Raw genomic sequence first — 26,173 nt, 5'->3', positions numbered from 1 at the left:
CATGTCCACGACACGGGGAAGAACCGCGCTGGCCGCGGTGGGGCAAGACCAGCGCGATGATGCATCGGCGCTGCTGGGGGCGGCTGCGCATCATGGCGGGGAACAATCCCCCCAGCGTGACGGCGAGGTGCCGTTGCGGGACCTGCTCGGCGATCACGTGCTGGACCTGCTGCTGGAACGCTCACGCGACGGCGCGGGCGGGCTGCGGCTGACCGGTGAAGGCTCGATGCTCGGCGAACTGGTCAAGGCGGTGCTGGAACGCGCCCTGGAGGCCGAGCTGTCGTCGCATCTGGGCTATGGCAAGCACGAGGTGGCCGGCCACGGCTCGGGCAACTCCCGCAACGGCAGGATCGGCAAGACCGTGCAGACCGGGGTCGGGCCGGTCCGGCTGGCCGTGCCCCGGGACCGGGCCGGCACCTTCGAGCCGGTGCTGGTGCCCAAGCGGGCCGGCCGCATCTCCGGCGGCCTGGACGACATGATCATCAGCCTGTACGCGCACGGCATGAGCGTGCGCGACATCCAGCACCACCTGCGCCAGATCTACGAGGTCGAACTCAGTCACGAGGCCATCTCCAACATCACCGACGCCGTGCTGGAGGAGGTCCGCGCCTGGCAGGCCCGGCCGCTGGAAGCGGTCTACCCGGTGGTGTTCCTGGACGCCATCGTGGTCAAGGTCCGCGACAACCACAGCGTCCAGGCCAAACCCGCCTACCTCGCGGTCGGCATCGACGCCGACGGCGACAAGCACGTCCTCGGAATCTGGCTGGCCAAGACCCCGCTCGATACCGCCACCGCCGGCGAATCGGCCCGGTTCTGGACCACGGTGATGAACGACCTGAAAAACCGGGGCGTGCGCGACATCCTCATCGCCTGCACCGACGGCCTGACCGGCTTCGAGGACGCCATCCACGCGGCGTTCCCGCACACCACCGTGCAGGCCTGCGTCGTGCACCTGATCCGCAACGCGCTGCGGCCGGTCGCCCGCCGCGACCGCGCCGCGCTGGCCGCCGAACTCAAGAAGATCTACACCGCGCCCACCGAGCAGGCCGCGTTCGACGCCCTGGCAGACTTCACCGCCTCCACCTGGGGCGAGCGGTATCCGCAGGCGGCCCGGGTGTTCGAGACGGCCTGGGACCGCTTCATCCCGTTCTTCGCCTTCTCCCCGGCGGTCCGTAAGCTGCTCTACACCACCAACAGCATCGAGTCGCTGAACTACCAGCTGCGCAAGGTCACCAAGGCCCGCGGGCACTTCCCCGGCGACGACGCCGTGGTCAAGCTGCTGTGGCTGGCCATCATCAACATCGAGGACAAACGCGCCCGCGAACGCGCCGCGACCAAGGAGAAGACCGGAAAGATCAAGAACTCGCCCAGCACCGCCCGCCTGATCGAGGGACAGCGCACCATCGGCTGGCGCGAGGCACTCATCGAACTCGATATCGCCTATCCAGGCCGCATCAGGTAAAGACCGCCATCAAGCACTCAGCAAAGATCTTTACACACCTGAAGTGACAACCTCCTGCAAGTCGAGGACGCCGAGTCCTTCGTCACCACTTCTGGCATCGCTCACAACTGCCGTCTGTGGGGGCCGCCGAAGCGATGGCCTGCCCGCACGGCTGCCGGCCTGAAGGCGGACTGCTGCCAGATGGGCGTGGCTCGATGCTCCTGTATGAGTCGCTCGTTCTCGGCGCGACCAATATCGACGCGGTGGAGCAGCGGCAACGCATGCTACAGCGACGTTTCGCCGACCCAGCTTTCCGGCGGGCATGCCGGGACTTCGTCGGCGAACGCCGATCCGGCAGACGCCGTCCTCTTTGAAGGCGGAACACTCTGCCTCGCCGTACGGTGGTGGGTGATGCTGGGCGAGGAGGACGAGAAGAACTCGTATCAGCCTCTGTGTGGGTCTACGGCCCTCGGGGGGCCGGTTCCCCGCAATAGCGGTTGGGGATGACGGGCGCTGCACGGGCCAAGAGCAGTACACCCAAGGCGGAACTGGTATGCCACCTTGCAAGAGCCTCGACTTGGGCCAGTGCTCCTGGGCCGGGCCATGCATGCTAGGGGGTGCTTCGTACCAGGCGCAATAAAAAGGGCTGTGCACTGTCGGTGCACAGCCCGGTGATCACACTCTGTGTTTAGGTAGTTGTTGATCTAAGACTTCTGAGGCTTCTTCACGAACTTCATGACCAGTCGATAGAAGCCCCAGATGAAGGCGGCTTGTTCTGCAATGACGATCAGATAGCAGAAGATGGGATCGACTGTGTTAGGGATTTTGCAGAGTGTGACAACCGGAGCCGCTATGAGGCTGGCCGCCATCGACGCGATCAGAAGAAAAGGCAAGAAGTCCTGAGCGAGCGCGCCGCAGAACCTCGCATAGAGTCGCGCTTCGTCTGGTAAGAGAACGATGCCCAAGCTGGCCTTCTCTGTCGACATGTCGCCCGAGGGTTTCCGTTTCGGGCTCCTGGAGTTCCTTGCTGCCATCTGTCATGCCTCCTATGAGGGCTGATCGCCCAGCCGGCACCTGGCAACGTCGACAAGAATCGATCAGGTGCCGCACGCGTAGAGCGCGGGCCGTGTGAGTTAGGGAACTCATCTGAGTCTCCTCTGTGGTTGCGAGGCGCATCTTCCCCCGTGCGATGTTGCGCGGAGTCTCTGAAGCTTAACGGAACCGTAACCTTGATCGCATCTCTCCGCCACCAACTCGATGCATTACTGGTGCTGCTGTGGTGGACTAGGGATGGCTGGGCGTGTCAAGATGGACGGCAAGCGATAGCATCGTGACATGTTGGGCGATTTGACCAACTCTTGCTGACATAGGAGCGTGAGACGAATGAGTGCCTCCACGGCTGAAGCTGATCGGCCGGGAATCGAAAGAATCACAGTGACCCTGATTCCGCAGGCCCATGATCAGTTGCAGGAAATCGCAGATCGCACCCGCCTGTCCAAGACGGACATCGTAAATCGTGCGATCGCGCTGTATGGGTTCATAGAGGGGGAGACGGCCGAAGGGGCGGAGATCGTGATCCGACGCGCCTCGGGGGAGTCGTACGTCGTCAAGTTCTTCTGAATGTCTAGTTTCCGCGGATGGCGTGTCGGTCAGTTAGATCGGCACACTTCCGCTCTCTCGGCTCTACATGGGACTTGTCATGCGCGTTCGTACCGAGTTGGCGCCGAGCGTGCACGCAAAGCCGGTCGAGTAGCATCTCCTCTCATGACTGACCCTGTCCGTCGTTCTGAGTGGTACAGCGACGCGGAGCTGGCCGCCTACCAGCTTGACCCGGCTCACGGGTCGCAGCCGAAGCACGTGTTCGTGGCAGGGGAGCACGTGGGCGGGATTGAGCCCATCCGCAGCGACGCCACGGGCGCCGTCGTCGGCTGGAAGGCGCGCCGGCTGTCCGGGCTCGCCGTGCCGCGCGCGTCAGCCCGGTACGCGCGCACGCAAGGGGACGCCGTCAAGGACCTCCTGGCCGACGTGCATGCCCGGTGGCAGGAGCACCGCGCCCGTCCGCTGCAAGAGCCGGACGGCCACGGTGACGGAGAGCTGAAACCGCCGCTCACCACGCAGGAACGGGCCGAGTTGCTGCGTCGCTACGCCGAGGACCTCGAACACTCCGTCGCGGAGATCGCCGCCGATTTCGACGTGAGCGCGGTGACGGTCTACCGATACGCCTCCGACGCCGGCGTGCACCGGCGCAACCGGCGCGGGCGCCCCCGCGCATCCGGCTGACGGACGAGCAGATGGCGGACCTGCGCGCCTCCTACCCGACGACCGAACCGGCGGCGGAGATCGCTCGCAGGCTCGGCATCAAGGTGGAGCAGCTCGCACGCATAGCGAGCAGGGAAGGTTTGCGCCGCCCCAGCTGATCAGCCGATCAGCTCTGCGGTATCTCCAGTCGCGTCCGGTTGGCGGGGAGCACCTGCTCCTGGCCATCCTTCTCGACCACCAGCACCGGCACCCCTTGCGCGGGCAGCCCGAGTTCGCGCCGCTCGTCTGGCGTGGGCATGCGCGCTTCGACGAATGCCGGGCCCTCGACGGTCACCGTCTGGCGTTCGGTCTGCTCCAGGACGAAGCTGCCGACGCCTTTGCGTGACTCGATCAGCCCCTCACCCCGCAGGACCGCCAGGGCGTCCTCGACCGTGGCCACGCCCACGCTGTACTCGGCGGCCATGCGGTGAAGGGACTGCAGCTTGCTGCCGGGACGGAGAGCGCCGCTTCGGATCTGCTCGCGAAGCACGTCGGCGAGCTGTCTGAACAACGGCCTGTCGGCGGTCGGGTCCAAGGTCACGAAGCCATGACATCAGCGCTATAGCGCCATCCCTCCTTAGCGTCTTAGCGCTTAAGCGCTAAGGTTGAGAAACCCTTAACGTACCGAAGCCGGAAGATCACCTACCCGTGACTTCCTTGCCCCTTCTCCCGCACGGAGCACGACATGGCCTTCGAGCACGACGCGCACTTTGCCCCTGAAGAACAGCTGATTCGCCTGGAACTGGCGCTCGCCGAGCACGCACGGCGCATGCGCGTTCAGCGCGAGCAGGAGACTGCGGCAGCTCAAGAGGCTGCGGCGCGGCGGGAGAGCGCATGACGGTCTCTGCCGCGCCGGGCTCGTGCCGGGCGCCGCGCCTGCCTGTCCCGTACGTCACCGCGTACGAGGGCGAAGCCGTGCCGTACACCTTGACGGCGATCTCTGACCCAGGGGCCACGCGAGGGGCGCGGCTCGCCTTCCCCGACCACCTCCCGGCCGACTGGATGTGGGGCACGCTGTGGCACCGGCAGGGCGTCAGCCAGACCGGCGCCCCACTGTTCGGCCGGGTCAACACATGCCGTCAGCGGCGTTGCATGCGGCTCGGTCTGTGCCAGGTGTGCGGCGGGAACGCCCGCGACCCTCGCACCGGCCGGCTGTGGTGGGTGCTGGCGTGCCCGCCCTGGTACACGGCGGCGGGGGAGCCGTACCTGAATTCACCGCCGACCTGCCCGGCATGCATCCCGATGGCTAGACGGCTGTGCCCGAAGCTTGGTGCCGAGTCGCCGGTCTATACGGCTGCCCGTGTCGAGCCGTACGGCGTCCTCGGCGACCTCCACCGGCTCGCGGGCGGGCATGGCGTCCCGCTCGTGCAAGAGAAGGTCGTCGTCTCGTTCGAGGAATTCCAGCGGCTGGAGTTCACGCTGGCCACGCAGTTGCTCGGAGTGCTGGAGGAGTTGCGCCCAGCGGTGCTGCCCGGGTGCGCTGAGCGGGCCGCTTGAGATGACGGGGGAGTGGCCGGCGCCTGCGGCGGCGCGCCGGTGGGGAGAGGTTTGCACCCCGCATCAGGATGAGGGGCCCGGCCGTATCCGAGGCCCCTCGTCGCGTCACGCCGATACCTGGCTGGCGTCGCTGCCGGAGCTGCGGATGCCCTTGCGGTTCATCCAGATGTTGAGAGCGGTGTTGACGATCTGCTGAGGGCCATCGCCGGTGAGCTCGCAGAGCGCGGTAAGGCGGGTGTCGGTCAGCGGGGTGATACGGGTGCCGATCTTGGGGGGTTCCGGCTTCCGGACTCCCTTGGGGCTACGGCTGCGGCGGCCTTCAGAGGGAGGGGCGGGCCGGTGAGGACGGTCTTCCGGCTTGGGGATGGGGAGGATCTCAGGGACTCCGAGGGCGTCCGCGTAGGCGTTGATCGCCTCGTGGACGATCGGTTGAGGTCCCAGGCCGTACTGCTCGTTCGCCGCGCTGATGCGGCGGTCCATTTCGTCGGTGATACGGACGGTCAGGCGGTACATGGCTTTGGGTGCGGTGGTGCGTGGTGTTGCTCGCGGTTTCGCTTGCCGAGCGGGTTCGGCTCTGCGGGGTTCACCTGGGCCGGGGGTCGGCAGCTGGTCGGAGGCGTCGCTTGGGGTGCGTGCCGTGGCTTTCCTGGCCATGACGGGTGTTGCCTCCGAGGGATCGCCGGACGGTGTTGCCTCCTAGTCTTTAGGCGTTGCGCTTTTTGCGCAAGTGAATGCACCCGTGTGCATAGCGGATGTGCTAGCGGCCATCGAACACCCACTACATCCCTCGCAACCTCCCCGAGAGGGTCACAGAGACACGAAACGCGCTTCCCACAGGTAACCCCCTTACACGTCCCGAGATCGCTCGCGAAACGTCCTCTCAGACGATTCACGCGTCTCGTTGCGGTAGCGCAACGACTGTGCAAGAGTGACCATCTCACCCTCATCCCGCGCAGACGTCGCCGCACGGGAGAATAAACGCTAGCGAAACCGCAAGCGCACCTCTATCTGGCGCGACCATCCAGCCGCGCCCCACCCCTCACCTGGACAGAGACTGACATGCCCCACCCCCGACGCCGCCTCCTCGTGGTCCTCATGGACCGCTCCGGCTCCATGCACCAGGTGAAGAACGACGCCGAATGCGGCCACATCACGCTCCTGCTAGAGCAGAAGACCAACCCCGCCGAAACCCTCGTCAGCCTCTACGACTTCGCCACCAACCACCGCGTCGTCTACGAGTACCCCGCCCTCAACCACGCCCCTCTACCAGATGAACCCCTCCGGCCGCACGGCGCTGCTCGACGCGATCGGCATCACCATCACCCGCATCGCCGAGCACGTCGACCAGATGCCCGAAGGCGACCAGCCCGGCGAGATCTGCCTCGCCATCCAGACCGACGGCGAGGAGAACCATTCCCGCGCCTACACCCTCGACCAGATCAACCAGCTCATCACCGCCAAGCGCGCCCAAGGCTGGAAGATCGCCTTCCTCGGCGCCGATCAGGACGCCATCACCATCGCCGAGCGGATGGGCATCGACCCCGCCATGACCCTGCCCTACGGCTCGAACAAGACCGAAGAGTCGCTGACCCGGACCGGCCGCATGCTCTCGACCGGGCGCGGCGGGTTCACCACCGACGACCGCAACGCCACCCGCTACTGACCACCACAGGCGTGCCCGCCCTACCCGGCCGGCACACCCGCCCCCTCACGAACCGAAACGGAGACACATGACCACCATTGCCAGCACGAAGACCTTCGACCGCGTCCGCAAGCTCCTCGCCAAGGCTGAAGGCACCACCAACGAACACGAACGCGAGACCTTCATGACCGCGGCCCGCGGCCTCATGGCCAAGTACGGCATCGACCAAGCACGGCTCGGCTACCTGCAGTCCGGCCGCGAGAAGCCTGAACTGCGCGCCGTCGCCGTGCCCGACCCATGGAGTAAGGAGCAGGCAACCCTCCTCCATGGTGTGGCCAACGCCTTGCGCTGCCGAGCCGTCACCATGCGCGTGCCGGGACACAAGGACGGCACCGTCGAACTTATCGGCTTCGCCTACGACCTGGAGCGCGTCGAACTGCTCTACCCCAGCCTGCTGCTGCAGATGCTGAGCGGCATGCACCAGCAGCGGGCCCCCCAGGGCGAGCCGAAGACCCTCTACCGCCGCTCGTGGATGTTCGGCTTCATCACCGAGGCCGTCGCCAAGCTCGAAGAGGCCCGAAAAGCGCGCCGCCGATGAACAGGCCGCCCAGGACCAGCCCGGCGAGGTCAGCACCGCCCTCGTCCTCGTCAAGAGCGACGAGATCGTGGACACGCTCGTCGCCAAGCTCTACCCCAGGCTGCGCAACGCCCGCAAGGTCAAGGTGAACAGCGACGCCTGGCTTAAGGGGGCCGAAGCCGGCCGGCGCGCTGACATCGGCGGCACTCGCCTGGACACCTCGCCCAAGGGCTCTATCTGTTAGCGATTTGTGGGCGGTCCCGTACAGAGGGGCCGCCCACGTGCTCAAAGGATCAGAGTGTCCGGATGGCCGAACCGAACGTTCATCGTGCATGAGGCGACGTCCTATGCAGGCCCTCTCGCACGCCCCGCCTCTATCGATTCGCTGACAAAGCAGTGCATGTATGTAACGATTCTATGGAATGAAACGATACTGATCATGATCGAGGTCCGCAAGCTTGTGCCGATTGTGGAGGATTTGACATGGACAGGTTGCTGTCAGTTTCTGTCGAAACCGACAAGGAAGCTGTGATCGTCTTTGAGGTCGATCGTGATCTTATGGGCGAGGATCTCGACCTTGCTGCAGGAGACGGAACCGTCGCGCGAGCTCGAAAATCGCTCGACAGGGCCTTGCAAGGCATAAAACCTGCCTTGGTGCAGGTAATAGACACTCTTCGGGAGACGAGCCCTGACGAAGTCGAAATAGAATTCGGCTTGAAGGTGGGCGGTGAATCCACGGTAGTGATCGCCAAGGGGACCTCAGAAGTAAACTTCGCGATACGGGCGCTATGGAAGCGGACCTAGGGAATGGCGGGCGTGTCAGAAAACGGGTTCATGGTTCGCATTCTGCGCATTGGAAGCGAGGATACCGTCGGGGTGGGCTTCGTGGTTGGTGAGCGCGAAATTGTGACATGTGCACATGTTGTCAATGCAGCCATGAAGCGGGACAAAACAGTATGTGAGCACCCAGGGCCAGCTGTGCGGATTCAGGTCGAGTTTCCGCTCCTTGGTGATGTCGATGGGGCGCCTCTCAGAAAATGCAAGATTGTTAACTGGAGTCCGCCGACGGTAAATGGCACAGAAGGTCGGGATATTGCTTGTCTTGCACTAGTTGGAGGAGATTCTCTGCCTTTCGGAGCTGGCCCTGCTCGCTTGATGAACAGCAAAGAACCACCGAAGACTGACGTGAGCATATTTGGCTATCCGAGTTCACCTGTCCGCGTGAACGGTGCATGGAGCAAGTGTAGGATTCGTGGCACTGTTGCTGGCGGCTTACTTCAACTTGATGCCGATGCCGAATCGGCTCTTCGAGCGCAGCCGGGATATAGCGGTAGCCCCGCCATTGTTGATGATGAAGCGGGCGATGCAGTTATCGGCATGCTGGTGGTCGCTTCTCGTGATGGCTCCGTGGGCGACGCCTATGCGATTCCGGTCAGACATATAATAGAATCGTGGCCCGAAGTGCTGGCTGACGCCGTGCTGCCGCCCTGCCCATACCGTGGATTGAGCGTGTTTACTGCTGAGGACGCTCGTGCTGGTCTTTTCGTTGGGCGGGAAGACGAGGTAGCTCGACTGAGGTCCATGGTCCGGATCAATCCGCTGACTCTGGTAGTGGGGCCATCTGGCGTAGGTAAATCATCCTTGATTGCTGCAGGTTTAGCGCCTGCTCTGCATTCGGAAGGCTGGCGGGTGGCTACATTCCGACCAGGCCAGTCGCCATATGATTCCGCTGCGCGGGCCCTACTGAATCTGATATCGCCGGAAACACCTCTGTCGCTGGCCGATCTGAATGAGTGCTCCGCAGAGATTCGCCAGTTCGGCTTGACGTACGTCGCGAATAAAATGTCACTCATGTCAAGTATGCCTGTAGCTGTTGTGTGCGACCAGATGGAGGAATTGTTCACGGCCGAGAAAGGTGTTGATAGCGGGTATGACTTTCTGACGCGGCTACTTCCCCTTGCGGATCAAAGACCAACGTCTTCCGCTGTGCGTGTGATATGCGCTCTTAGAGCCGACTTTCTTCCTGCAATTTTAGAGCTTCCTGGCATGGGGCTGAGGTTGCAGGATCGGCAGTTGAATGTTTCCCCACTGGATGAGCAGGCATTGAAGCGAGTTATCGTTGAGCCGTCTCGCACCGAAGGTGTCCTGTACTCTCCTATGCTCGCCGAAGCTATCGCTACAGAAGCGAGCAAGAGTCGGGGAGGACTGCCTCTACTAGAGTTTACTCTGACCAAACTCTGGAAAATGCAGTCGAAGCTCAAGTTGACCTTCGACCACTACCACGCACTCGGCGGCGTCGCTGGAGCGCTCAACCGGCACGCTGAGGATGTTCACCGCAAGCTTTGCGAAGTATTCGACGAGGCCAGCATAAGACGCGTTCTGCTAGCGATGGTGCGAGCACGTGGAGGAGCAGCGAGCGCTGTTCGAGTGGTCGCCCATCGCGACTACCTCGGCGAGGGTTGGGCGATAGCAGAGGCTCTTGCTGATGAGCGTAACCGATTGGTAGTACTCGCGCCCGAGGGGCCAGACACAGCAGAAATCGCTCACGAAGCGTTAATACGTGAATGGGGTCGCCTGCGGAACTGGGTCGATGAAGATGCAGAGTTCCAACGCTGGCTAGCCGTTATAGAAGAGCGTCTTGTGGAGGGTGATCTGCTGTCCGACGTGCGGGTAGCAGAAGCACAACGTTGGCTTCTGGAACGACCAGGAGATATTTCGTCCAACATTGCATCTTTTGTCGAACGTAGCGAGAAAGATATCGCACTCAAGATGGAGGCATTGAAGGCACATGAGGAACTGAGGAAGTACAACGCAGAGCTCATGGAACGCGCGGAGCAACTGGCGGTGTCCTCGCGCTATAAGTCCGAGTTTCTCGCGAACATGTCGCACGAGCTGCGAACGCCGCTCAACAGCATGTTGGTGCTGACCAAGCTGCTGGCCGACAACGCCGAGGGCAACCTGACCTCGCAGCAGGTGGAGTTCGCCCGGACGATTTACAGCGCTGGCTCGGCGCTGCTGCAGCTCATCAACGACATGCTCGACGTGACATCGATCGAGGCGGGCCGGATGGGCATCCATCCGATCCTGGTGTCGCTGCCGAAGCTGGTGAGGCTACTGGAGGCCGCGTTCGCGCCGCTCGCCCAGGACAGGCGGCTGTCGCTCATCGTGGACGTCGAGCCCGACGTGCCGAACGAGCTGCGCGCCGACGAGCAGCGCCTGCAGCAGGTGCTGCGCAACCTGCTCTCCAACGCGATCAAGTTCACCCCGCGTGGAGAGGTCAAGCTGCGGGTCGCGATGGCTCCTCCAGGGGTCGACTACGACGACGACAGCCTGCACGACGCCACCGACCTGCTGGCGTTCCAGGTGATCGACACCGGCATCGGCATCGCGCCCGACAAGCGCGACGTCATCTTCGAGGCGTTCAGGCAGGCCGACAGCACGACGAGCAGGAAGTACGGCGGCACCGGCCTGGGCTTGGCGATCTGCCGCGACATCGCGCGGCTGCTCGGCGGCGAGATCCACGTGGACAGCGAGCTGGGCAAGGGCAGCACGTTCACGCTCTACCTGCCGGCCTCCTACATCGGCCCGCTCGCCGCCACTGACCCTGGCACGGCGCGCAGGCAGCTCATGACGCAGCCGAGCGAGGAGTCGGCCACCACGGCGCCCGAGCTGGTCGAGCCGCCGGCGGAGACGCTTAGCCAGTGGCAGGGCGACGACCCGCTCAACGGCGCCAAGATCCTGATCGTGGACGACGACATCCGCAACGTGTTCGCGCTGACCAGCGTGCTGGAGCGGCATGGCTCGACCGTCGTCTACGCCGAGAACGGGCGGGAGGGCATCGAGCAGCTCGAACGCAACGAGGACGTCGCGCTCGTGCTGATGGACATCATGATGCCGGAGATGGACGGCTGGGCCACGACGTCGGCCATCCGCCGCATGCCCCAGTTCGCCGACCTGCCGATCATCGCGCTGACCGCCAAGGTCATGCGGGGCGACCGGGAGAAGTCCATCGCGTCTGGCGTCTCTGACTACGTGCCCAAGCCGGTCGATGTGGACGATCTGCTCGAACGGCTGCGTGGCTGGCTCAGCCGCTAGCAGTGATCTCTGGGGCGAATTGGGATGACAAGTGGTCCAAGCCGCGCGGTCCGTCCGCTACCGGATACGAGGATCCTACCCACCGGAGGGAGAGCCGCTGAAACGCTCAACTTTCTCGGTGATTAGCTTAGAAGCTAGCGGATAAGCTAGCTTATGGATCACTTCACCCTCTTGTTGTGAGCGAGCGTGGAAGTTGAGCGAGGCCTCGCTGTGTGTAGCCCTCCGCTGCGGCGGACAGCGGGGTCCCCGCCGGGCCGAACCCGGCTGGTTCATCTGCGCCTCCTGCCAGACCCGGCTGGAGCGCGACGTCAGAGTCACCCCCACTCTTGAGCGGTGGCTGTCGTTCCACGTTGCCCCCGGCAGCGAGGGAGGGCCGAAGGTGTCCGGCTCGCGGGACGCGCCAGTGCCGGTCCGGCTGAACGTTCTCGATCACGTCGCGCACATCCAGCACATCCTGAAGTCCTGGGCATGGCTCATCGCCCAGCAACGCGGCCTCGAGTATCCGAGCCGCATGTCCGTCACCGCCCTCGCGCTGTGGCTGGCCCGGGACCTGACGTGGCCCGCTGGTCGTCCGTGGATCGCGGACATGTGCGACGAGTTGGCCGGCCTGCGCAGAACCGCGCACGGGCTCGCGCCATGGCAGGTGCAGGTGGACTACCTGACGGGGCCGTGCCCGTCCTGCGACCTGCGAGCGCTCGCCCGGGTCGCGGGGGAGACGTACATCGAGTGTGATCTGAGACTGGGCGGGTGTTCCAGTCTGTGGACCGACCAGGAGTACCACCGCCAGGTCGCGGAGATCACGGAGAACCACAGGAGGACTACCATGCTGACCATGGTGAGGCGACACTCCGGGCGGCTCCCCCCGGCAGAGCAGCGCGTGGAGGCGGAGCGAGACCTGCAGGCGGTGGCCGACGCCTATGCCGAGGCCAAGCGGGCCGCGGAAGAGGCGTACGCACGCGCCATGGCGGAACCGACGAAGCGGCTGCATGCAGCCATCCGCGCGGCTGCGGCGCCTCCCGAGGGGGTGCCCGGCGCAGAGAACAAGAGCCTGGTGACACGGAACCGGATCACGAGATCACCGGCTTGAGCCTTCGCACTGTCCAAGGCATTGTGAACGACACCGCCGCGCCGTAGGGTCGCGATTGGTGAGTTGTTCATCAAAGCCCCGGCGTTCCGACGCTGGGACTTTGCCATGGAGAGAAGAACGTGAGACGACGTTTCACAAGCGGTTGGTGTTGACAGTCATATCGGATTTCCTGATCACAAATCAGCTCAAGACGTAGCCCAGGCACCGGCGGATTGGCCACAATCTCCGCATGCAGCGCATCAGCCCGCCACTCCGCCTGGCCATGCTCGGACGTGAACTGCGGGACCTGCGCACCACCCGCGGCTTGAAACTCGACGAGGTCGCCCGCCAGTTGCATTGCTCACGCGGCAAGGTGTCCAACGTCGAGAACGGACACTCGCTGGTAACGCCCGGTTATGTACGGGACGCGCTCCAGGTGTACGGCGCCGATCAACCCACCACGGCACGATGCCTTCAGCTCATCACCGACGCCCGCAAGACCGCATGGTGGAAGCCCTACAACAAGGTCCTCGGCGACTACGTGGTGTACGAGACCGAAGCGCACCGTCTGCGCTACTGGCAGGCGCAGACGGTGCCCGGCCTGCTGCAGACCCTGGAGTACGCGCAGAACGTGGTCGCTGCTGATCGGCCATGGGAGTCGGCCGACCTCGTGCAGTTGCGCGCGAAGGCGCGAATCGCCCGGCAATGGATCTTGACCGCTGACGATCCGCTGGCCCTCGATGTGATTCTGAGCGAGGACGCGCTCCATCGGCCGGTGGGCGGAGCGGCGGTGATGGCCGAGCAGCTTGCCCGGCTTCTCGAGGTCGGCCGCTGGCCGACCGTGTCGGTCCGGGTGGTGCCGCGTTCCGTTGGCGCGCACGCCGGGATGAGCTGTTCGTTCGTGCTGTTCTGCATGCCCGACCTGCCGACCGGGCTGTTCCTGGAGGGCGGACCGAATGAGATTGTGGACCTCGGGTCAGGGGTTGAAGCGTACGAGCGACGCTTCGAGCACCTGGCCGACGTGGCGCTGACACCTGAGGTGTCAGCCGATCTCATTGATTCGATCCGCGAGGAGTTTGTGCGTGCCGACCAGGGAGTACTTGACGGAGGCGTGGCGTAAGGCTGCGCAGTCGGAGTCGGGGGGTTGCGTGTGGGTGCGGCTGTCGGATGGCCGGGTGGAGGTGGTGGGCTCGTCGCCTACCGGTGACGGTCCCGATCTGGCCGGGCCGGTGAACCGCTTCGCGCCACACGAGTGGAGGGTGTTCCTCGCCGGCGTCCGCACGAGCAGCCGCTTCGATCTTCCAGTGTCGATGTCCGCCTAGTGCTGTGACCAGAAACGATCACCGGGTTGGCGCGTAGGACGGTGTTGCCGGTTGGATGAGCTGATCACGTTCGTTCAGCAGTCGGGAGGCCCGGTGACGCAACCGGTCAAGGTCCGCAGGCTCTCGGACCAAGAGGGGCAGAAGCTGCAGCGCATCGTACGGCGCGGCACGATGAGCACGGTGCGTTACCGGCGGGCGATGATCCTGCTGGCCTCGGCGGGCGGCAACACCGTCCCGGTGATCGCGCGCCTGGTGCAGGCCGACGAGGACACCGTGCGGGACGTCATCCACCGGTTCAACGAGATCGGGCTGGCCTGCCTGGACCCTCAGTGGGCGGGAGGCCGTCCCCGCCTGATGAGTCCTGACGACGAAGAGTTCATCGCGGCGACGGCCACCACCCGCCCGACCAAGCTCGGCCAGCCGTTCACCCGCTGGTCCATCCGCAAGCTTGTGCACTATCTGCGCCGCCTGCCCGGCCGGGCCATCACCCTGGGCCGGGAGGCGTTACGCACCCTGCTGCATCGGCGCGGGATCACCTTCCAGCGCACCAAGACCTGGAAGGACTCGCCCGATGCGGACTTCGACGCCAAGCTGGAGGAGATCGAGTACGCCCTCACCCGCCGCCCCGAGCGCACCTTCGCCTTCGACGAGTTCGGCCCGCTCGGCATCCGTCCCACCGCCGGGACGGGCTGGTCACCCGCTGGTGAGCCGGACCGGTTGCCGGCCACCTACCGCCGCACCCAGGGCGTGCGGTACTTCCACGGCTGCTACTCCGTCGGGGACGACCTGCTGTGGGGCGTCAACCGGGCGCGCAAGGGCAATCGACTACACCTGGGCCGCCCTGAAATCGATCCGGGCCGCCCGGCCGGACGGCGCACCGATCTACGTGATCCTGGACAACCTGTCGGCGCACAAGAACTGGCGCATCCGCACCTGGGCCAAGAAACACAAGGTCAGGCTGCTGTTCACGCCGACCTACGCCTCCTGGGCCAACCCGATCGAGGCCCACTTCGGGCCGCTGCGCCAGTTCACCCTGGCCAACTCCGACCACCCGAACCACACCGTCCAAACCCGGGCCCTGCACGCCTATCTGCGCTGGCGCAACGCCAACGCCCGCCATCCCGACGTTCTGGCCGCTCAACGCCGCGAACGCGCCCGGATCCGCAGCGAGAAGGGCATCCGCTGGGGCGGCCGGCCCCTCGCACCGGCAGCCTGACCCCCCTCACCCAACCCGGTGATCATTTCCGGTCACAGCACTAGTCTCTGCTCCAGGGCCGCACTCTTGCGGCCCTGCAAGCGTGCCACGTTCGAGCGTCGCGGTATCCGGCGGTGAGTTCGTCACGGAGGCTGGCCTCGTAGGCGACGTCGGCGGGCAGCGCCGGACGTGCGGGTGAGGACAAGATGCGCCTGCTGAAAGCGCTGGCGCAGTAGGCCATGATCGTGATCGAGGCGGCAATCATGGGCAGGGGTGGTTCACCTGCCGCAGCGAGCAGGAACGCGCCGAGCGCGGCTGCGAGTGCGCTCGTGGATCCGGTCATGGTCCTCAGTCCTTGTCGGGTTCGGTTGAGCTTTGAAGCACCACACTGTGTCATGTCTGAATTCCACAGTCATGCCCGTGGCGTGGATGTTATTTTTCTTCACTATCTGCATTCATTACACACTGTTTTGGTAGCGTCTCATTTGGCACTTTTGTGCCATGGATGGAACGTGCCGCCGGAAAGGCTGGACAAGGGGAGGCGTGAGCTATTTGCATATCCCTCCACGGGCGATGATCAAGAGCCGCTGACGTGCCGCCCTCGCGCACGTCGGCAGTCCCCTCGCCTCTCTCACGATTCCCGACCCGAAAGAGGGCACGGCCATGCTGCCTCGACTTTCCCGCACAACCCGGACCCTGCTCGCCGCCGCCAGCGCGGCCCTACTGGTCGCCTCGGCGACCGCGGCCTATGGCGATGATGTGCCGGCTCCGGCGCCGGCCGCCACGAGCACGGCGTCCGCATCACAGGAGCCGACGATCAGCCCGGCGCGCCGACATCGACGGCCACGGCAACTCCGGGCAGGCCGGCGACGACGACCAGCACCACGTACACCAGAGTCGTCAATGCCAACGGCTCGGTGACGATCACGACGGTCACCACGCATTCCACCATCACCAGCGACAGTGTCACCTACGCCAAGCCGAACGAAGTGCCCGCCGACCTCCAGGCGCACATGGGCGGCTGGTGACCCTCTATGCGCCTGGGGAGCGAAGCGCCGCCCCGGTGGGACCAGGAGTGGCTGCGATGCACCATTGCGGCGGCCTCGTGCTGGTTGGTGGGCGTGGCCACCGTGTTCTGCAGGGGCGAGTGCGGGGCGGACGAGCTGATGCTTCTGGCAGGTTGGGCGGTCACCGTGGGGGTGCCACTCACCCTGCTGGCCATCCGGCTCTATCCCGTGCAGAAGCGTGCGGCTGCTGCGTACCGGGCCTACCGCATGGGCCGGTTGCACGCGCGAGAGGTTGCAGTTGATCGGACAGGCATGAAGTAGAACAGGCTCCGGCCCGCCGGGGCCCCGGCCACACGGGGAAGGCGATGTTTCAGATTCTCGGCCTCGGAGAAGAAGCCGAAGTGCTGTACCGGGCATTGCTCCGCGAAGGCCCGTTGCGTGTGGACAGCTTCGACAGCCCGGCCGAGAGCGCCATCATCAAGGAGTTACGCGCCGGTGGGCTGGTCTACGGGGAAGACCTGCTCACCGCTGCCCGGCCCGGTGTGGCTCTTGCGGGCCGGCTGCTGGAACGCCAGCAGGCCATGAACGCGACAGAGGCGTTGATAGCTGAGCTTGAATCGCTCTACCAGGCCAACGACCGGCACCGCACGGCGCAGGTGCCGGTGGAGGTGGTGACGGATGCTGAGCATGTTCGTAAGACGTTCAGCCACATCGAACAGACGACCCGCCACGAACTGCTGTGTTCGTGACCGCCCCCTACGTCAACGTCACGAGCGACCGGATGGCGGGACTGGATGATCATCCGCAGTGCCGCATCCTGATCGAGGAGGCTGCCTTCAAGGATGAAGCTGCGGTCGAGGCCGCTCAGCATTCTGCGAAGAGCGGATGCGAAGTCCGCGTGATTGACAGGCTCCCGTTCAAGTTGATCATCGGAGACCGTGACCGGGCTTTGGTTCCGCAATCGCCGGGTACCACCCTGCCTGTGCTGCTCGTGCACCCGGGCGTGATCATGGATGCGCTGGTGGCGACGTTCGAGGTGCACTGGGAACGAGCTCTGCCGTGCAAGACGCCTTGGCGGAATAACGGATCCGACGACGACCGGCCGACCGAGCAGGAGGTCACGATCTTGCGGCACCTAGCCCGGGGCGCGACGGAGCAGCAGATCGCCCTCACCCTCAGCATCTCCAAGCGCACAGTAATTCGGCGTATTCAACTGCTCATGGAGCGAGCCGGCGCCGAGACGCGTTTTCAGCTCGCGCTGCACGCGGTGCGCGTCGGCTGGCTGTCGAGAGTGACTGACTCGTAGCTCAGGTCGAGGTGTCCAGTCCGAGCTGGGCGTCGACCATGTCAGCAGTGGTTTCGTAGTGCCGCAGCAGGGCGGCGATCATGCGCTCCTTCTGGGTGTCGGTGAAGTCCTTGCTGGCCCGGATCTGTGCGATCTGGCGTTGCTGGCGTTGGATGATCGGGTTGGCCTCTTCAGGAGGTGCTGGCCGGCTCAGAGGGTTGGCGGGGGCCAGCAGTGTTTCGACGCCTTGGGACTGGGCGGTTTCCAGTAGTTCGGCGGCGAAAGGCCGGTTGAAGACCTCGATGATCTCTGCGGGGTCGATATTGCCGTAGACGACGGCCAAGAGGACGAGGTGCTGGTCGTCAGGCAGGCGGCGGCCGCTTTCCCAGTGGTCGAGGGTGTTGCGGTTGAACTTGCCGCCGGTGAGGGTGGAGATGCGCCGGGCGACTTCCGGGGGAGTGAGGTTCAGCAGGCTGAGGCGCTTTCGCTTGAGGAAGGCGCCCTCGGCCTTGTAGGGCGTCGTGTCGTCGCCGCGTGTGCTCGTGGCTGCCACGGCTGCTGTCTCCTTCATCCGCCTCACTGCGCTTTTTGCGCATGTGGCGTCACCGTATCAAGTCGTGTGCCGATGTACCTACCCCGCAACGACACAAGGCGGCACAATCCACACGCCGCTAGGGATACGTGTGAATTGTGTGAATACGTGTACGTAAAATCATTGACGGGGTTACACGGACCCCCTAGCGTCGTCTTGTGTATCGATCATGTTCAAACAAGATCGACAAGAGGGATGGGGGTGGTCACATGATTAGGAACCGGGATCGCATCAATAGCAGAGCGGACCTTGTAGCAGTACGCGCAGCAGCGCAGCGAGCGATCCGCGAGTCCAACGGCGCAATTCCCGCAGACCTGCTGACCATCCTCGTCCGCGCCGGTCTTGTCCTCCTCGACCCTCCCGCGCCCAGCGGCGCCACCGCAGGCGACGGCAGATCGGTCTGCGCCACCCTGCGCTGGCCTTGTCGCACGATCCTCGCCAAGCTCCAGGCCGAAAAGCCCGTCACCCTCGATGAGCTGGCCGAGCTGAACCTCCTGACGGTCACCGAAGCCGCCGACGTTCTGCGCGTCAGCGCTGGCACGGTCCAGGCGCTCGTGCGCGATCAGGTGATCGCCTCCTTCCGCATCCACGCCCGCGCCATTCGCATCCCCGCAGGTGCCGTCGTGGAGCACCTGACCCACCGGCTGACCATCCCGTCCAAGACCGCGGCGCCCGCGTCTACCCCCGCCTCCGCCGTCCCCGAAAGTGAGCACCACGATGACGACCACCACTATCAACGCTAGCGCACCCGCTAGCACACAAGAGTCGCGCCCACAGGAGTGCACCGCCCCTCAGGGCGACCGTGTAGCCGAAGCGCGTCGGGAGCGGGGCCGCGCGAGCGGCCCCGCTCCGACCCCCGGCCCGGATCTCGCCGAACACATGAAGGCTCGGGCCCGCGCTCTGCCTCCCGAGCAGCTGCTTGCCATGTACGAGCAGGGTCTCACGACGCGAGGCGTCTCAGCCCTCGTCAGCGACACGCTCCGCGCTGTCCTGCTGGAGCGCCTCACCGCCGCCGCCCCGGCTCCTGCGGAGCGACGCAATGACCTTCCTCACCCGCGCCGAAGCCGTCGCCGCACTCGGCATCACCGTCCGCCACCTGCGCCGCCTCGCTCTCACCGGCCTGTGCCCGCACCGGCAGAACGACGGCCGCTGGCTCTACCGCTCCGACGAGGTCGAGGCGAGGAAGCCGGAGGGGACGACGTGATCGGCCGGCCTGTGCTGTCGGGCGACGACGGCCTCGCCGCGCACCTGGAATGGCTCGGAGCCTTGCATGACGACCGCCCGGCGGTCCGGCTGGCATCGTGGCCGCACCCCGGCCCGGTCCCCGCTGTGCGGCAGGCGCCGTGGGAGGACGCCGCCCACGGCGGCGAGCAGGGGAGGAGCTGATGGGCAGCGTGCTGTACCGCGTCGGCGACCGCGTCCGCGTCACCTACGAGGGCTGCATCGACTCCACGGACGAGGCTGATCCCCACCGTCGAATGGCCGCCCGTGCAGGGTGACATCTGGATGGACGGGGCCGGGAAGGATTGGCTGGCCCACACCCCCGAAGTTGGCGAATGCGGCATTGCTCTCACCTCCGAATTCGGCGCCCGTTTCGAGGGCGAAGAGGAGCTCAAGAGGGTGGACGAGCTCTACGGACCCTTCCGGCTCAAGACGCCCGGCAAGCTCCGCCTGGAAAGAGAGGCGGGCCGGTGACGGACTACCCCATCTATCGCAAGGGTGACGAAGTCGAGATTGTCCGGCGTGGCGTGATCGTCGTCGTTGACCCGAAGGACCCGGCCCGGTTCGGCGTCGGACGTCCCGGCCAGTTCGGCGCCGACTCCTACTTCCGGACGGACAACGACGGCGTCCGGCACAGGCTGGTGACCGCGGCCGAGTGGCCGCCCTTACCGGAGGATGTGTGGCGCGACCGCAACGGCAAGCGGTGGGAGGCCGTCGAGATCGACTGCCGCGAGTGCACCGCCGATGGCCACGCATGCGAGGACGGCTACGTCGCGCTGAAGTCGGAGTTCGGCGCCTGGTACCCGGGCAACCTCCAGTTGACCCAGGCGCACCGCTACTACGGCCCGTTCAGCCTGGAGCAGCCAGGTCCGAGGCGCGGCCAGGAGCGGACGTGCTGACCCAGACGGCGGGAACCGCCCGCCGTCTGGGCCGGTACCGCCCCGACAGCCGACGCGGACGCAAGATCCGGCGCGGCCGGCTTGGCGGATCGTCGATCGCCGCGGTGATCGGAAAGTCACCATGGTCGTCGCCGTACTCGGAGTGGGTTCTGCAAAAGGGGCTCGTCCCGCCGGAGCCGTCCACCGCCGCGCAGAGCCGGGGCCACTACCTGGAGCCCGGCATCCTCGCCTGGTACAAGGACCAGCACCCCGAGTTCCAGGTGCGGCGAGGCGGCACGTACGTGCACGTCGACCGCGACTACCAGCTGGGCAGCCCGGACGGCCTGTGCTTCCAGGACGGCGTGCTGGTCGAAGGCGTCGAGATCAAGACGGACGCTGACGCGTACGGGTCCGGCTGGGGCCGCCCGGGAACGGCTGAGGTTCCGGTCTACTACCGGGTGCAGGTCATGTGGTACATGGACGTGTTCGGCGTGCCGCGCTGGCGGTTCGTGCTGCTGGATGACCGCCTGTCGTTCCAGGAGTACGTGGTCGAATACGACCCGGTCGAGGCGCAGTTGTTGCGGGACGCCGCCGAGGACTTCCTGGCCAGCCTGTTCTGGGACGAGATGCCCGAGTTCGACGACCACCCGGCCACATACGCCACGGTGCGCAAGCTGCATCCCCAGATCGACCGCGACGCCACCGTGCAGTTGCCCGCCGCACTGGCGGCTGAGCTCCATGCGGCCGTCCTCGGCATGGACGCGGCAGAGAGCCGCAAGCGGTTGGCACTGTCCAAGGTCGGCGCGTTCATGGGCACGGCCCGCCGCGCCATGCACGGCGGCTACGACTACGCGCTGCGTCAGTTGTCCAGCAAGGGCCTGCCGTACGTGAAGCCCGACAACAAGCTTGATCAGGTGCCGTCGCCCGATCTTCCTGACGACACCACGGAGGAGGCTGCGTGAGCGACAATCTGCCCGATCTGATCGAGGAGATGAACGCCCGCATCGGCAAGCACACCGCCCCCACCCCCCGCCAGCCGGCCGCACGGGCCCCTGGAGTTGCCGTCGCCGTCTTGGGTCATGCTGGTGGTGTGTGGGTTGATCTTGTTGAGGCTGCGGGCCGGTGTGGGGTGTCGGTGGGGTCGGTTCGGCGGTGGGTGGGGGAGGGATGGTTTCCTCTGGATGGGGCTGGCCGGCCGACGACGATGTTGGGTCGGCGTGGCCGGCGACTGGTGCGTCTGGATCGTCTGCTGGTGGTGGAGCGGGAGATGCGCTCCCGGCGGTGCAATCCGGGAGTACGCTTGCCGCTCCGGTGACCAACGTGGCGGCGCCACAGCGCGACCAGGCCGGCGAATGTGAGGATCGCCACGGGGCCCAGGAGTCCAATGGCTCCGATGACAGATGCAAGAGTGAGGACGATCTGCTCAATGAGCTGACGCAACTCGGTGAGGAACTGGCTGAGGTCTTGGAGCTTCACTGTGGTCTCCCACGTCAGTAGCTCCACGCGGCCGGTGTCGTCGGCTCCATTCGACGATGTCGCTCTGATCGTGTGTATGCACACACGACGTGGCCTCGTGGCGCTCCCGATATGGGACTCAGTGAGCCTTTCCGTTAGAACCCGGTTATTCCTCTTTCGCGGGACCGGAGCCTGTGCCTCCCGCAGCCTTTCACTGTTCCAGTCTGCCCTTCCGTGCGCATGATCGCGCGAGAATACAGAAATTACCAACGAGTAGCTTGCGGGAACCACGCTTCTACCAAGTTATGGACATGTCCTGACATGCAGGAATTCGGCCGGTCGTGGTCATGCGCGGACCGCTGGCGGGAAGCGACGGCTGATGTATGTGTGGGCGGCGGAGTGGGAGCGTCGCCGTTCGCGTGGCCGGCCTCGGCCGTGCGGGCGCCGACGTCTCGGTGGGGTTGTGGGCCGGGCGACGGTTGCCGGCGGTCAGGGTGGGCTGATGAGGTTGATGAAGTAGCCGATCGGCAGGGAGATTCCTGCCGTGATGAGGACGAACCTCCACTGGAGGCGTTGTTGGGCGCGGATGGAGCTTTTCGTTTCCTGTACCGCACCTTGGCGGAGAAGGTCGCGTAACTCCTCGTTGGCATTTAGGAACTTGGCGGCTTTGTCGGCCTCTGCGGTGGCGTCGAGGAGTTGGAACTTCCGGGTGGCGACCTCGCGCTGTAGTTCGTTCATGAGTGAAACTGCTTCGGTGAGTGCGGTGGTGGCGTGGTCGGCGCGTCGACGGAGCACTTCGGCAGGGTCTTCTTCAGCTTCAGCGAGGCGTTGCTTTGTGATCCGTCCCACGCGGATGGCAACTAGGCCGAAGAAGACGGTGGCGACGAGGGACATGGCGCCAACAACCTGGTTGAGGGAGGCCAGCAAATTGAAGTCCATGCCCTATTTGACCGCAGAGGCGGCGGCGTAATCGGTTCGGCGAGATGCTCGGCGGCCCCAATGTATGCAGCTGTGCCTCACGCTGCCCGGTAACGATCTGTTGTTAACCTGCGATTCGCTGTCATGTCGGGTTTCCAGCTTGTGGCGTCTCTCGTGGGCTCTCTCGCCTGGCCTGTGGCTGTGGTGGTGGCGGTTGTGGCGTTGCGCCGTCCGTTGGCGGCGGCGATGGGTCGGGCGAAGCGCTTCGAGGCCGCCGGCGTGGCGGTGGAGCTCGCTGAGGTGGAGCAGGCGCGGGAGAGCGTGGAGGAAGGGTTGGCTCAGGCAGGCGCAGAGGACGCGTCGATGACGGCCGCCGAGGTCGATGAGTTGGTGACGAAGGCTGCTCGACTGGGCTGGACCCTGGCGAAGTTGACGCCGAGTATAGCTCCGGATGTTGTAGTGGATAGGTCGGGGGAGAGGCCGGTGATTCGGTCGCCTGCGGAGGATGCGCTCCGGAATTTGCTGCCCGAAATGTCCAGGTATGTTGCGCGGGAGATGGGGGAGTGGAAGCCGTGGCGTGATCCGCGACGACCGGGTGAATGACTTGCTTTGCGTACATGAACGATCTTTCAATAACTCACGATAATGTCTTCTATCGCGTCGCCTTGTCCCGACGCCGGACAGTCCCGGGACCGCTTCGCCATGCCTTCTGATGTCCGGCATGCTGGCCACACGCAGTTTCGCTCGCCGAAAGAGAGGCCACCATGGGCGCGATCCAGGAGCCAACCCCCGAGATGGGGCCGTACCGCGTCGAGACGCGAAGCGAGTCGTTCTACCTCACCGCCCCGAAGGAGCGCCTTACGAACACGGCGGCCACCTGGTCCATCCCGGCTGAGGACGTGTCGTGCGTGCTGGCCGCGCTCAACCAGATCGTCGGCCAGCCCCACTCGGGATACTCCGCGTGGCTGCGGGGTGGTCGCCAGATCACCGGCGACCACCCCATGCCAGCCGGCGACTACCCGGCCACCTCGGACGGCCAGCGGGTCACCCTGTCCGGGCCGGCCTATCTGACCGATCGCGCCGAAGGCACCTGGCCGTACAACTCAATCGAGCTCGGCTACGACGCCGTCGAGCCGCTCCGCGACGCGCTGCAGGCGGTTCGGTGAGCGACGCCCGGCTGTACGCCGCGGTGGTGGAGCGCGCCCGCACCCGCTGGCCCGACACCACCCCCGAAAGTATCGCGGCGGTCTTGCAGACCCGCGCCCCGGAGGCCGCCGCCCTGTACGAGGTCGCTGGCCCCGAACTGAACCAACTCGTCGCCGGCCAACTGCCCGGAGACGTGTCGGCTGATCGCAGGTTGCGTCTCGTCCGCGACCGGACAGTGATTGGCTTCGACGACGAGATGATCTGGCGAGCGGCCGAGCTGGAGTATCGGGAACGCTTTCAGGACTGACCGGCTGCACCGTGCTGCACGTCCCAAACTACCGCACGGCTCTTCTATGAGCCGCGGGGGCCATTCACCAGCGAATATGTTCCATTATCCGCTATCTCGGGGTTCATATAAGAACCCTCGACGTATGGCATGAATCCGAGAAATAGCGGTAATCATCGCGATACGATGCCCTAGTCATTGCCTAGCGACTCTCTAAACGCGGGCCGCTGTCGCGAGGCGGCCGAGCGATGTTCGGCCGCCTCAGATAGAGGCCGATCAACGAGAGGAAAGTCTCATGCAGGAGATGCAAGGCATGGACCCCGAGGGGTCGGACGACCGAGCTGTGCTGATGCTGTTGGCTTTACTGCAGCTACTGCTGGCTTCGGTTGATCTGTACCTCAGAGTGCGGGGGCTCAGCTAGCCGAGCCCCCGCGAGGTAGGCGAACGGTCCCGTTCCTCGGCTGCAACACTGAGAGCGGGGCCGCTTCGTCTGTAATCCTAGCTTAGCAAATCAGGGCCGCATTTTCCCGCCGACTATCTCATAGTACAGTTTGTTTATTTGCGGCGAGATTGCAAGTGGTCCCAGCTTTAGTAATATCCAACTTCCCGCGAGCTTATGATTGCGGCCGTCGCGCAACCACTTAGCCGTACGCGGTCACATCATGTTCGCGATCGTGATGTCGTCCTCTCCAGCTAGCTTGAGTGCTGCCATCGTTGTGGCACGAAGGAAGTCATAGTTGCTGGAGGGCGTCGGCGCTGGTCCACAGTGAGCACGCGGCTTGCAAGGGCTTGACAACCGTGTGTACCCTCATGATCAGTCTAGGATTCGTGTAGGTACGCGAGGTTTCCTCCCGCGTGCACGCTTCAAGCGACGCGCTGAGAGCGTCCCTCCCGCACGAACGCGACCGTCCTGATACCTCGGGTACCCCCCGAGACGATCACGTCCCAGATTCTTGATCACGAGCTAGGCCCTGGATACTCCCCGGTCCAGGGCCTTTCGTATGCCCTTAACCAGCGCAGGAGCCCCGCATGAGCGCCGTGCCGTCCCTCGGCCGCATCGTCCACTACCAGCTCACCGACGAAGACGCCGACGACATCAACCGGCGCCGCGACGACTACGAGGCGTTCCAGCGGAGCCGCACTCCCGTACTGCCTGGCCAAGCGGGCAGGGACGGCCACGTCGCGCACGTCGGCACCCGCGTCATGGCGGGCAACGCCTTCCCCGCGATGATCGTGCGCACCTACAGCGGCGCCACCGACGTCAACCTCCAGGTCCACCTAGACGGCAACGACACCTACTGGGTCACCAGCAGCATCGAGGGCGACCAACCCGGCACCTGGCACTGGCCGCCTCGCGCCTGACACCTCTCACCCCTCGGAGAACTGATCATGTAGTGGCACTCGATCGACTACCTCAAGCGAGACGGCCGCCCACGCGGCGTGCTCGTCCACCGCGGCATCTGGCTCCACGACCTGCCCCGGCTCATGCTCTGGTGCCGGCTTCGCGGCCACAAACCAGTCGTCGACGGATACGGGCCCACCCCGCCCGGCGCCGACGCTGCCCGCTGGGTGACCTGCGACCGGTGTGGCGTCCGCCCCGACCCGCAGGGCAATTTGCCCCCGGCGCGCTTCGACGTCGGCCAGCCGTATACGAACAAGCTGTACCGAGCCGGGTTCGTCCAGGCGATGCGCGAGCTGGGCGCGAGCACATGGGGGCCCGGCCAGTGGCCCGGCCAGCCGACCGGCACGCTCGGCGGCGAGATCGTCGTCGGCAAGACGTTCGGCGTGTTCTCCGCCGGGATCATGATCGGCGCGGCTGGGACGGACCACGCTGTGTCCTGTCACCTGCGGGTGTGGCCGTTCGGTGCGCTCTACCTCCACACCGAGGCGTTCGGCACGTGGCTGCAGCGCCGCTTGATCCCGGAGGGCTACGACTCCCGGGTCATCAACGTATCCGTCGATGACTGGGCGATCCGCTGGCAGTGGTGGGCACGCGAGGACTCGTGGTCCCGGAACGACCCGTGGTGGATGCACGGCTCCATCAGCCTCGACCTGGTCCAGGCACTGTTCGGCCCGAAGCGGTACAGCTACGAGACGGTGGACGGGCCGGTACTCGGCTGGGTGAAGATGCCCGAGGGCGACACCCACCAGGTGCAGCTCACCCTCCAGCGGCAGCGGCTCGGCCGCCCCCGGCTCAAGCGCGCGAAGTGGGCGTGGAGCGTGGGCTGGGACACCCCGAACGGCGGCATCCC

Annotated in this window: 31 protein-coding genes and 1 pseudogene; 27 read left to right on the top strand and 5 right to left on the bottom strand. The window is 65.3% G+C overall.

Annotation, left to right across the window (positions count from 1 at the left end):
- Positions 1 to 133: 133 nt before the first annotated feature.
- A complete protein-coding gene (locus KIS93_RS54020; RefSeq protein WP_418115087.1) occupies positions 134 to 1,462 on the top strand; it encodes an IS256 family transposase in 1,329 nt (442 codons plus the stop codon).
- 683 nt (positions 1,463 to 2,145) lie between these two features.
- On the opposite strand, the gene KIS93_RS54015 is transcribed toward KIS93_RS54020, so the two are convergent.
- Positions 2,146 to 2,427, bottom strand: a complete 282-nt coding sequence (locus KIS93_RS54015) for a hypothetical protein (protein ID WP_080038969.1) — start codon at positions 2,425 to 2,427, stop codon at positions 2,146 to 2,148.
- A 397-nt stretch (positions 2,428 to 2,824) separates the two neighbouring features.
- On the opposite strand from KIS93_RS54015, the gene KIS93_RS54010 reads away from it, so the two are divergent.
- Both KIS93_RS54010 and KIS93_RS54005 read left to right on the top strand, forming a co-directional pair.
- Entirely contained in the window at positions 2,825 to 3,061 is a 237-nt protein-coding gene (locus KIS93_RS54010; RefSeq protein ID WP_155127358.1) for a hypothetical protein, read from the top strand.
- 144 nt (positions 3,062 to 3,205) lie between these two features.
- Positions 3,206 to 3,721, top strand: a complete 516-nt coding sequence (locus KIS93_RS54005) for a helix-turn-helix domain-containing protein (protein WP_186404996.1) — start codon at positions 3,206 to 3,208, stop codon at positions 3,719 to 3,721.
- Between the two features lie 145 nt (positions 3,722 to 3,866).
- Here the strand turns inward: KIS93_RS54005 and KIS93_RS54000 are convergent, their stop codons facing one another.
- Positions 3,867 to 4,280: a GntR family transcriptional regulator gene (locus KIS93_RS54000; RefSeq protein WP_080038966.1), complete on the bottom strand. Its 414-nt coding sequence runs from the start codon at positions 4,278 to 4,280 to the stop codon at positions 3,867 to 3,869.
- A 144-nt stretch (positions 4,281 to 4,424) separates the two neighbouring features.
- Here KIS93_RS54000 and KIS93_RS53995 point away from each other — a divergent pair, with 144 nt between their 5' ends.
- Positions 4,425 to 4,577: a hypothetical protein gene (locus tag KIS93_RS53995; RefSeq protein ID WP_155127353.1), complete on the top strand. Its 153-nt coding sequence runs from the start codon at positions 4,425 to 4,427 to the stop codon at positions 4,575 to 4,577.
- Positions 4,574 to 5,236 (top strand): hypothetical protein, encoded by a 663-nt coding sequence (locus tag KIS93_RS53990; RefSeq protein ID WP_080038965.1) that lies wholly within the window; start codon positions 4,574 to 4,576, stop codon positions 5,234 to 5,236. Before KIS93_RS53995 ends, KIS93_RS53990 begins: the two co-directional genes overlap by 4 nt.
- A 105-nt stretch (positions 5,237 to 5,341) precedes the next feature.
- Here the strand turns inward: KIS93_RS53990 and KIS93_RS53985 are convergent, their stop codons facing one another.
- Positions 5,342 to 5,749: a hypothetical protein gene (locus KIS93_RS53985; protein WP_080038964.1), complete on the bottom strand. Its 408-nt coding sequence runs from the start codon at positions 5,747 to 5,749 to the stop codon at positions 5,342 to 5,344.
- 757 nt (positions 5,750 to 6,506) lie between these two features.
- On the opposite strand from KIS93_RS53985, the gene KIS93_RS53980 reads away from it, so the two are divergent.
- The 11 genes and pseudogenes from KIS93_RS53980 to KIS93_RS53930 all read left to right on the top strand — a co-directional run bounded on the left by KIS93_RS53980 (position 6,507) and on the right by KIS93_RS53930 (position 17,446).
- Positions 6,507 to 6,899 (top strand): hypothetical protein, encoded by a 393-nt coding sequence (locus KIS93_RS53980; RefSeq protein ID WP_080038962.1) that lies wholly within the window; start codon positions 6,507 to 6,509, stop codon positions 6,897 to 6,899.
- Between the two features lie 67 nt (positions 6,900 to 6,966).
- On the top strand, positions 6,967 to 7,476 hold the full coding sequence (locus tag KIS93_RS53975; protein ID WP_080038961.1) for a DUF2786 domain-containing protein: 510 nt from the start codon (positions 6,967 to 6,969) through the stop codon (positions 7,474 to 7,476).
- A 67-nt stretch (positions 7,477 to 7,543) separates the two neighbouring features.
- The gene (locus tag KIS93_RS53970) at positions 7,544 to 7,699 is read left to right on the top strand and encodes a hypothetical protein (protein WP_155127347.1); all 156 of its coding nucleotides are present in this window, start codon (positions 7,544 to 7,546) and stop codon (positions 7,697 to 7,699) included.
- 239 nt (positions 7,700 to 7,938) lie between these two features.
- Complete coding sequence (locus KIS93_RS53965) at positions 7,939 to 8,259, top strand: CU044_2847 family protein (protein ID WP_080038960.1); 321 nt, start codon at positions 7,939 to 7,941, stop codon at positions 8,257 to 8,259.
- A 3-nt stretch (positions 8,260 to 8,262) separates the two neighbouring features.
- Positions 8,263 to 11,550 (top strand): nSTAND1 domain-containing NTPase, encoded by a 3,288-nt coding sequence (locus KIS93_RS69355; protein ID WP_080038959.1) that lies wholly within the window; start codon positions 8,263 to 8,265, stop codon positions 11,548 to 11,550.
- Positions 11,551 to 11,929: 379 nt separating this feature from the next.
- Positions 11,930 to 12,637, top strand: a complete 708-nt coding sequence (locus KIS93_RS53955; protein WP_155127344.1) for a hypothetical protein — start codon at positions 11,930 to 11,932, stop codon at positions 12,635 to 12,637.
- A gap of 229 nt (positions 12,638 to 12,866) precedes the next feature.
- On the top strand, positions 12,867 to 13,736 hold the full coding sequence (locus KIS93_RS53950) for a helix-turn-helix domain-containing protein (protein ID WP_080038957.1): 870 nt from the start codon (positions 12,867 to 12,869) through the stop codon (positions 13,734 to 13,736).
- A complete protein-coding gene (locus KIS93_RS66690; RefSeq protein WP_329607725.1) occupies positions 13,699 to 13,938 on the top strand; it encodes a DUF397 domain-containing protein in 240 nt (79 codons plus the stop codon). The genes KIS93_RS53950 and KIS93_RS66690 overlap by 38 nt, the downstream gene beginning before the upstream one ends.
- Before the next feature lie 93 nt (positions 13,939 to 14,031).
- Positions 14,032 to 15,154 (top strand): annotated as a pseudogene (locus tag KIS93_RS68580) (IS630 family transposase).
- A gap of 1,351 nt (positions 15,155 to 16,505) precedes the next feature.
- Positions 16,506 to 16,889, top strand: a complete 384-nt coding sequence (locus tag KIS93_RS53935; RefSeq protein ID WP_080038954.1) for a hypothetical protein — start codon at positions 16,506 to 16,508, stop codon at positions 16,887 to 16,889.
- On the top strand, positions 16,886 to 17,446 hold the full coding sequence (locus tag KIS93_RS53930; protein WP_155127338.1) for a helix-turn-helix transcriptional regulator: 561 nt from the start codon (positions 16,886 to 16,888) through the stop codon (positions 17,444 to 17,446). Before KIS93_RS53935 ends, KIS93_RS53930 begins: the two co-directional genes overlap by 4 nt.
- 1 nt (position 17,447) lies before the next feature.
- Here the strand turns inward: KIS93_RS53930 and KIS93_RS53925 are convergent, their stop codons facing one another.
- The gene (locus tag KIS93_RS53925) at positions 17,448 to 17,978 is read right to left on the bottom strand and encodes a helix-turn-helix domain-containing protein (RefSeq protein ID WP_080038952.1); all 531 of its coding nucleotides are present in this window, start codon (positions 17,976 to 17,978) and stop codon (positions 17,448 to 17,450) included.
- A gap of 248 nt (positions 17,979 to 18,226) precedes the next feature.
- Between KIS93_RS53925 and KIS93_RS53920 the strand changes: the two genes are divergently transcribed.
- From KIS93_RS53920 to KIS93_RS53895, 6 genes are all read left to right on the top strand, one after another.
- On the top strand, positions 18,227 to 18,760 hold the full coding sequence (locus tag KIS93_RS53920) for a helix-turn-helix domain-containing protein (RefSeq protein WP_080038951.1): 534 nt from the start codon (positions 18,227 to 18,229) through the stop codon (positions 18,758 to 18,760).
- A gap of 296 nt (positions 18,761 to 19,056) precedes the next feature.
- Complete coding sequence (locus tag KIS93_RS53915; protein ID WP_155127335.1) at positions 19,057 to 19,221, top strand: helix-turn-helix domain-containing protein; 165 nt, start codon at positions 19,057 to 19,059, stop codon at positions 19,219 to 19,221.
- Positions 19,218 to 19,403 carry a hypothetical protein gene (locus tag KIS93_RS53910; protein ID WP_080038950.1) on the top strand — a complete coding sequence of 62 codons (186 nt, stop codon included), beginning with the start codon at positions 19,218 to 19,220 and terminating at the stop codon, positions 19,401 to 19,403. Before KIS93_RS53915 ends, KIS93_RS53910 begins: the two co-directional genes overlap by 4 nt.
- Positions 19,404 to 19,505: 102 nt before the next feature.
- A complete protein-coding gene (locus tag KIS93_RS53905) occupies positions 19,506 to 19,712 on the top strand; it encodes a hypothetical protein (protein ID WP_080038949.1) in 207 nt (68 codons plus the stop codon).
- A 53-nt stretch (positions 19,713 to 19,765) separates the two neighbouring features.
- The gene (locus KIS93_RS53900; protein ID WP_186404994.1) at positions 19,766 to 20,137 is read left to right on the top strand and encodes a hypothetical protein; all 372 of its coding nucleotides are present in this window, start codon (positions 19,766 to 19,768) and stop codon (positions 20,135 to 20,137) included.
- Complete coding sequence (locus KIS93_RS53895) at positions 20,131 to 21,078, top strand: YqaJ viral recombinase family protein (protein WP_186404993.1); 948 nt, start codon at positions 20,131 to 20,133, stop codon at positions 21,076 to 21,078. Before KIS93_RS53900 ends, KIS93_RS53895 begins: the two co-directional genes overlap by 7 nt.
- 982 nt (positions 21,079 to 22,060) lie before the next feature.
- Here the strand turns inward: KIS93_RS53895 and KIS93_RS53890 are convergent.
- The gene (locus tag KIS93_RS53890; protein WP_080038947.1) at positions 22,061 to 22,510 is read right to left on the bottom strand and encodes a hypothetical protein; all 450 of its coding nucleotides are present in this window, start codon (positions 22,508 to 22,510) and stop codon (positions 22,061 to 22,063) included.
- A 123-nt stretch (positions 22,511 to 22,633) separates the two neighbouring features.
- Between KIS93_RS53890 and KIS93_RS53885 the strand changes: the two genes are divergently transcribed.
- From KIS93_RS53885 to KIS93_RS53865, 5 genes are all read left to right on the top strand, one after another.
- Positions 22,634 to 23,092 carry a hypothetical protein gene (locus tag KIS93_RS53885; RefSeq protein WP_080038946.1) on the top strand — a complete coding sequence of 153 codons (459 nt, stop codon included), beginning with the start codon at positions 22,634 to 22,636 and terminating at the stop codon, positions 23,090 to 23,092.
- Between the two features lie 161 nt (positions 23,093 to 23,253).
- On the top strand, positions 23,254 to 23,655 hold the full coding sequence (locus KIS93_RS53880; protein ID WP_155127329.1) for a hypothetical protein: 402 nt from the start codon (positions 23,254 to 23,256) through the stop codon (positions 23,653 to 23,655).
- The gene (locus KIS93_RS53875; RefSeq protein ID WP_080038944.1) at positions 23,652 to 23,942 is read left to right on the top strand and encodes a hypothetical protein; all 291 of its coding nucleotides are present in this window, start codon (positions 23,652 to 23,654) and stop codon (positions 23,940 to 23,942) included. The genes KIS93_RS53880 and KIS93_RS53875 overlap by 4 nt, the downstream gene beginning before the upstream one ends.
- Before the next feature lie 1,008 nt (positions 23,943 to 24,950).
- A complete protein-coding gene (locus tag KIS93_RS53870; RefSeq protein ID WP_080038943.1) occupies positions 24,951 to 25,283 on the top strand; it encodes a hypothetical protein in 333 nt (110 codons plus the stop codon).
- Positions 25,284 to 25,361: 78 nt separating this feature from the next.
- On the top strand, positions 25,362 to 26,173 hold an 812-nt coding region (locus tag KIS93_RS53865), incomplete at its 3' end, for a hypothetical protein (RefSeq protein WP_186404992.1).

The organism is [Actinomadura] parvosata subsp. kistnae (genome assembly GCF_900323885.1).
In the GTDB taxonomy this organism is placed as follows: Bacteria; Actinomycetota; Actinomycetes; order Streptosporangiales; family Streptosporangiaceae; genus Nonomuraea; species Nonomuraea composti.
Note: the sequence above shows the minus strand (reverse complement) of the source record. Positions and strands in the feature narration are given on the sequence as shown.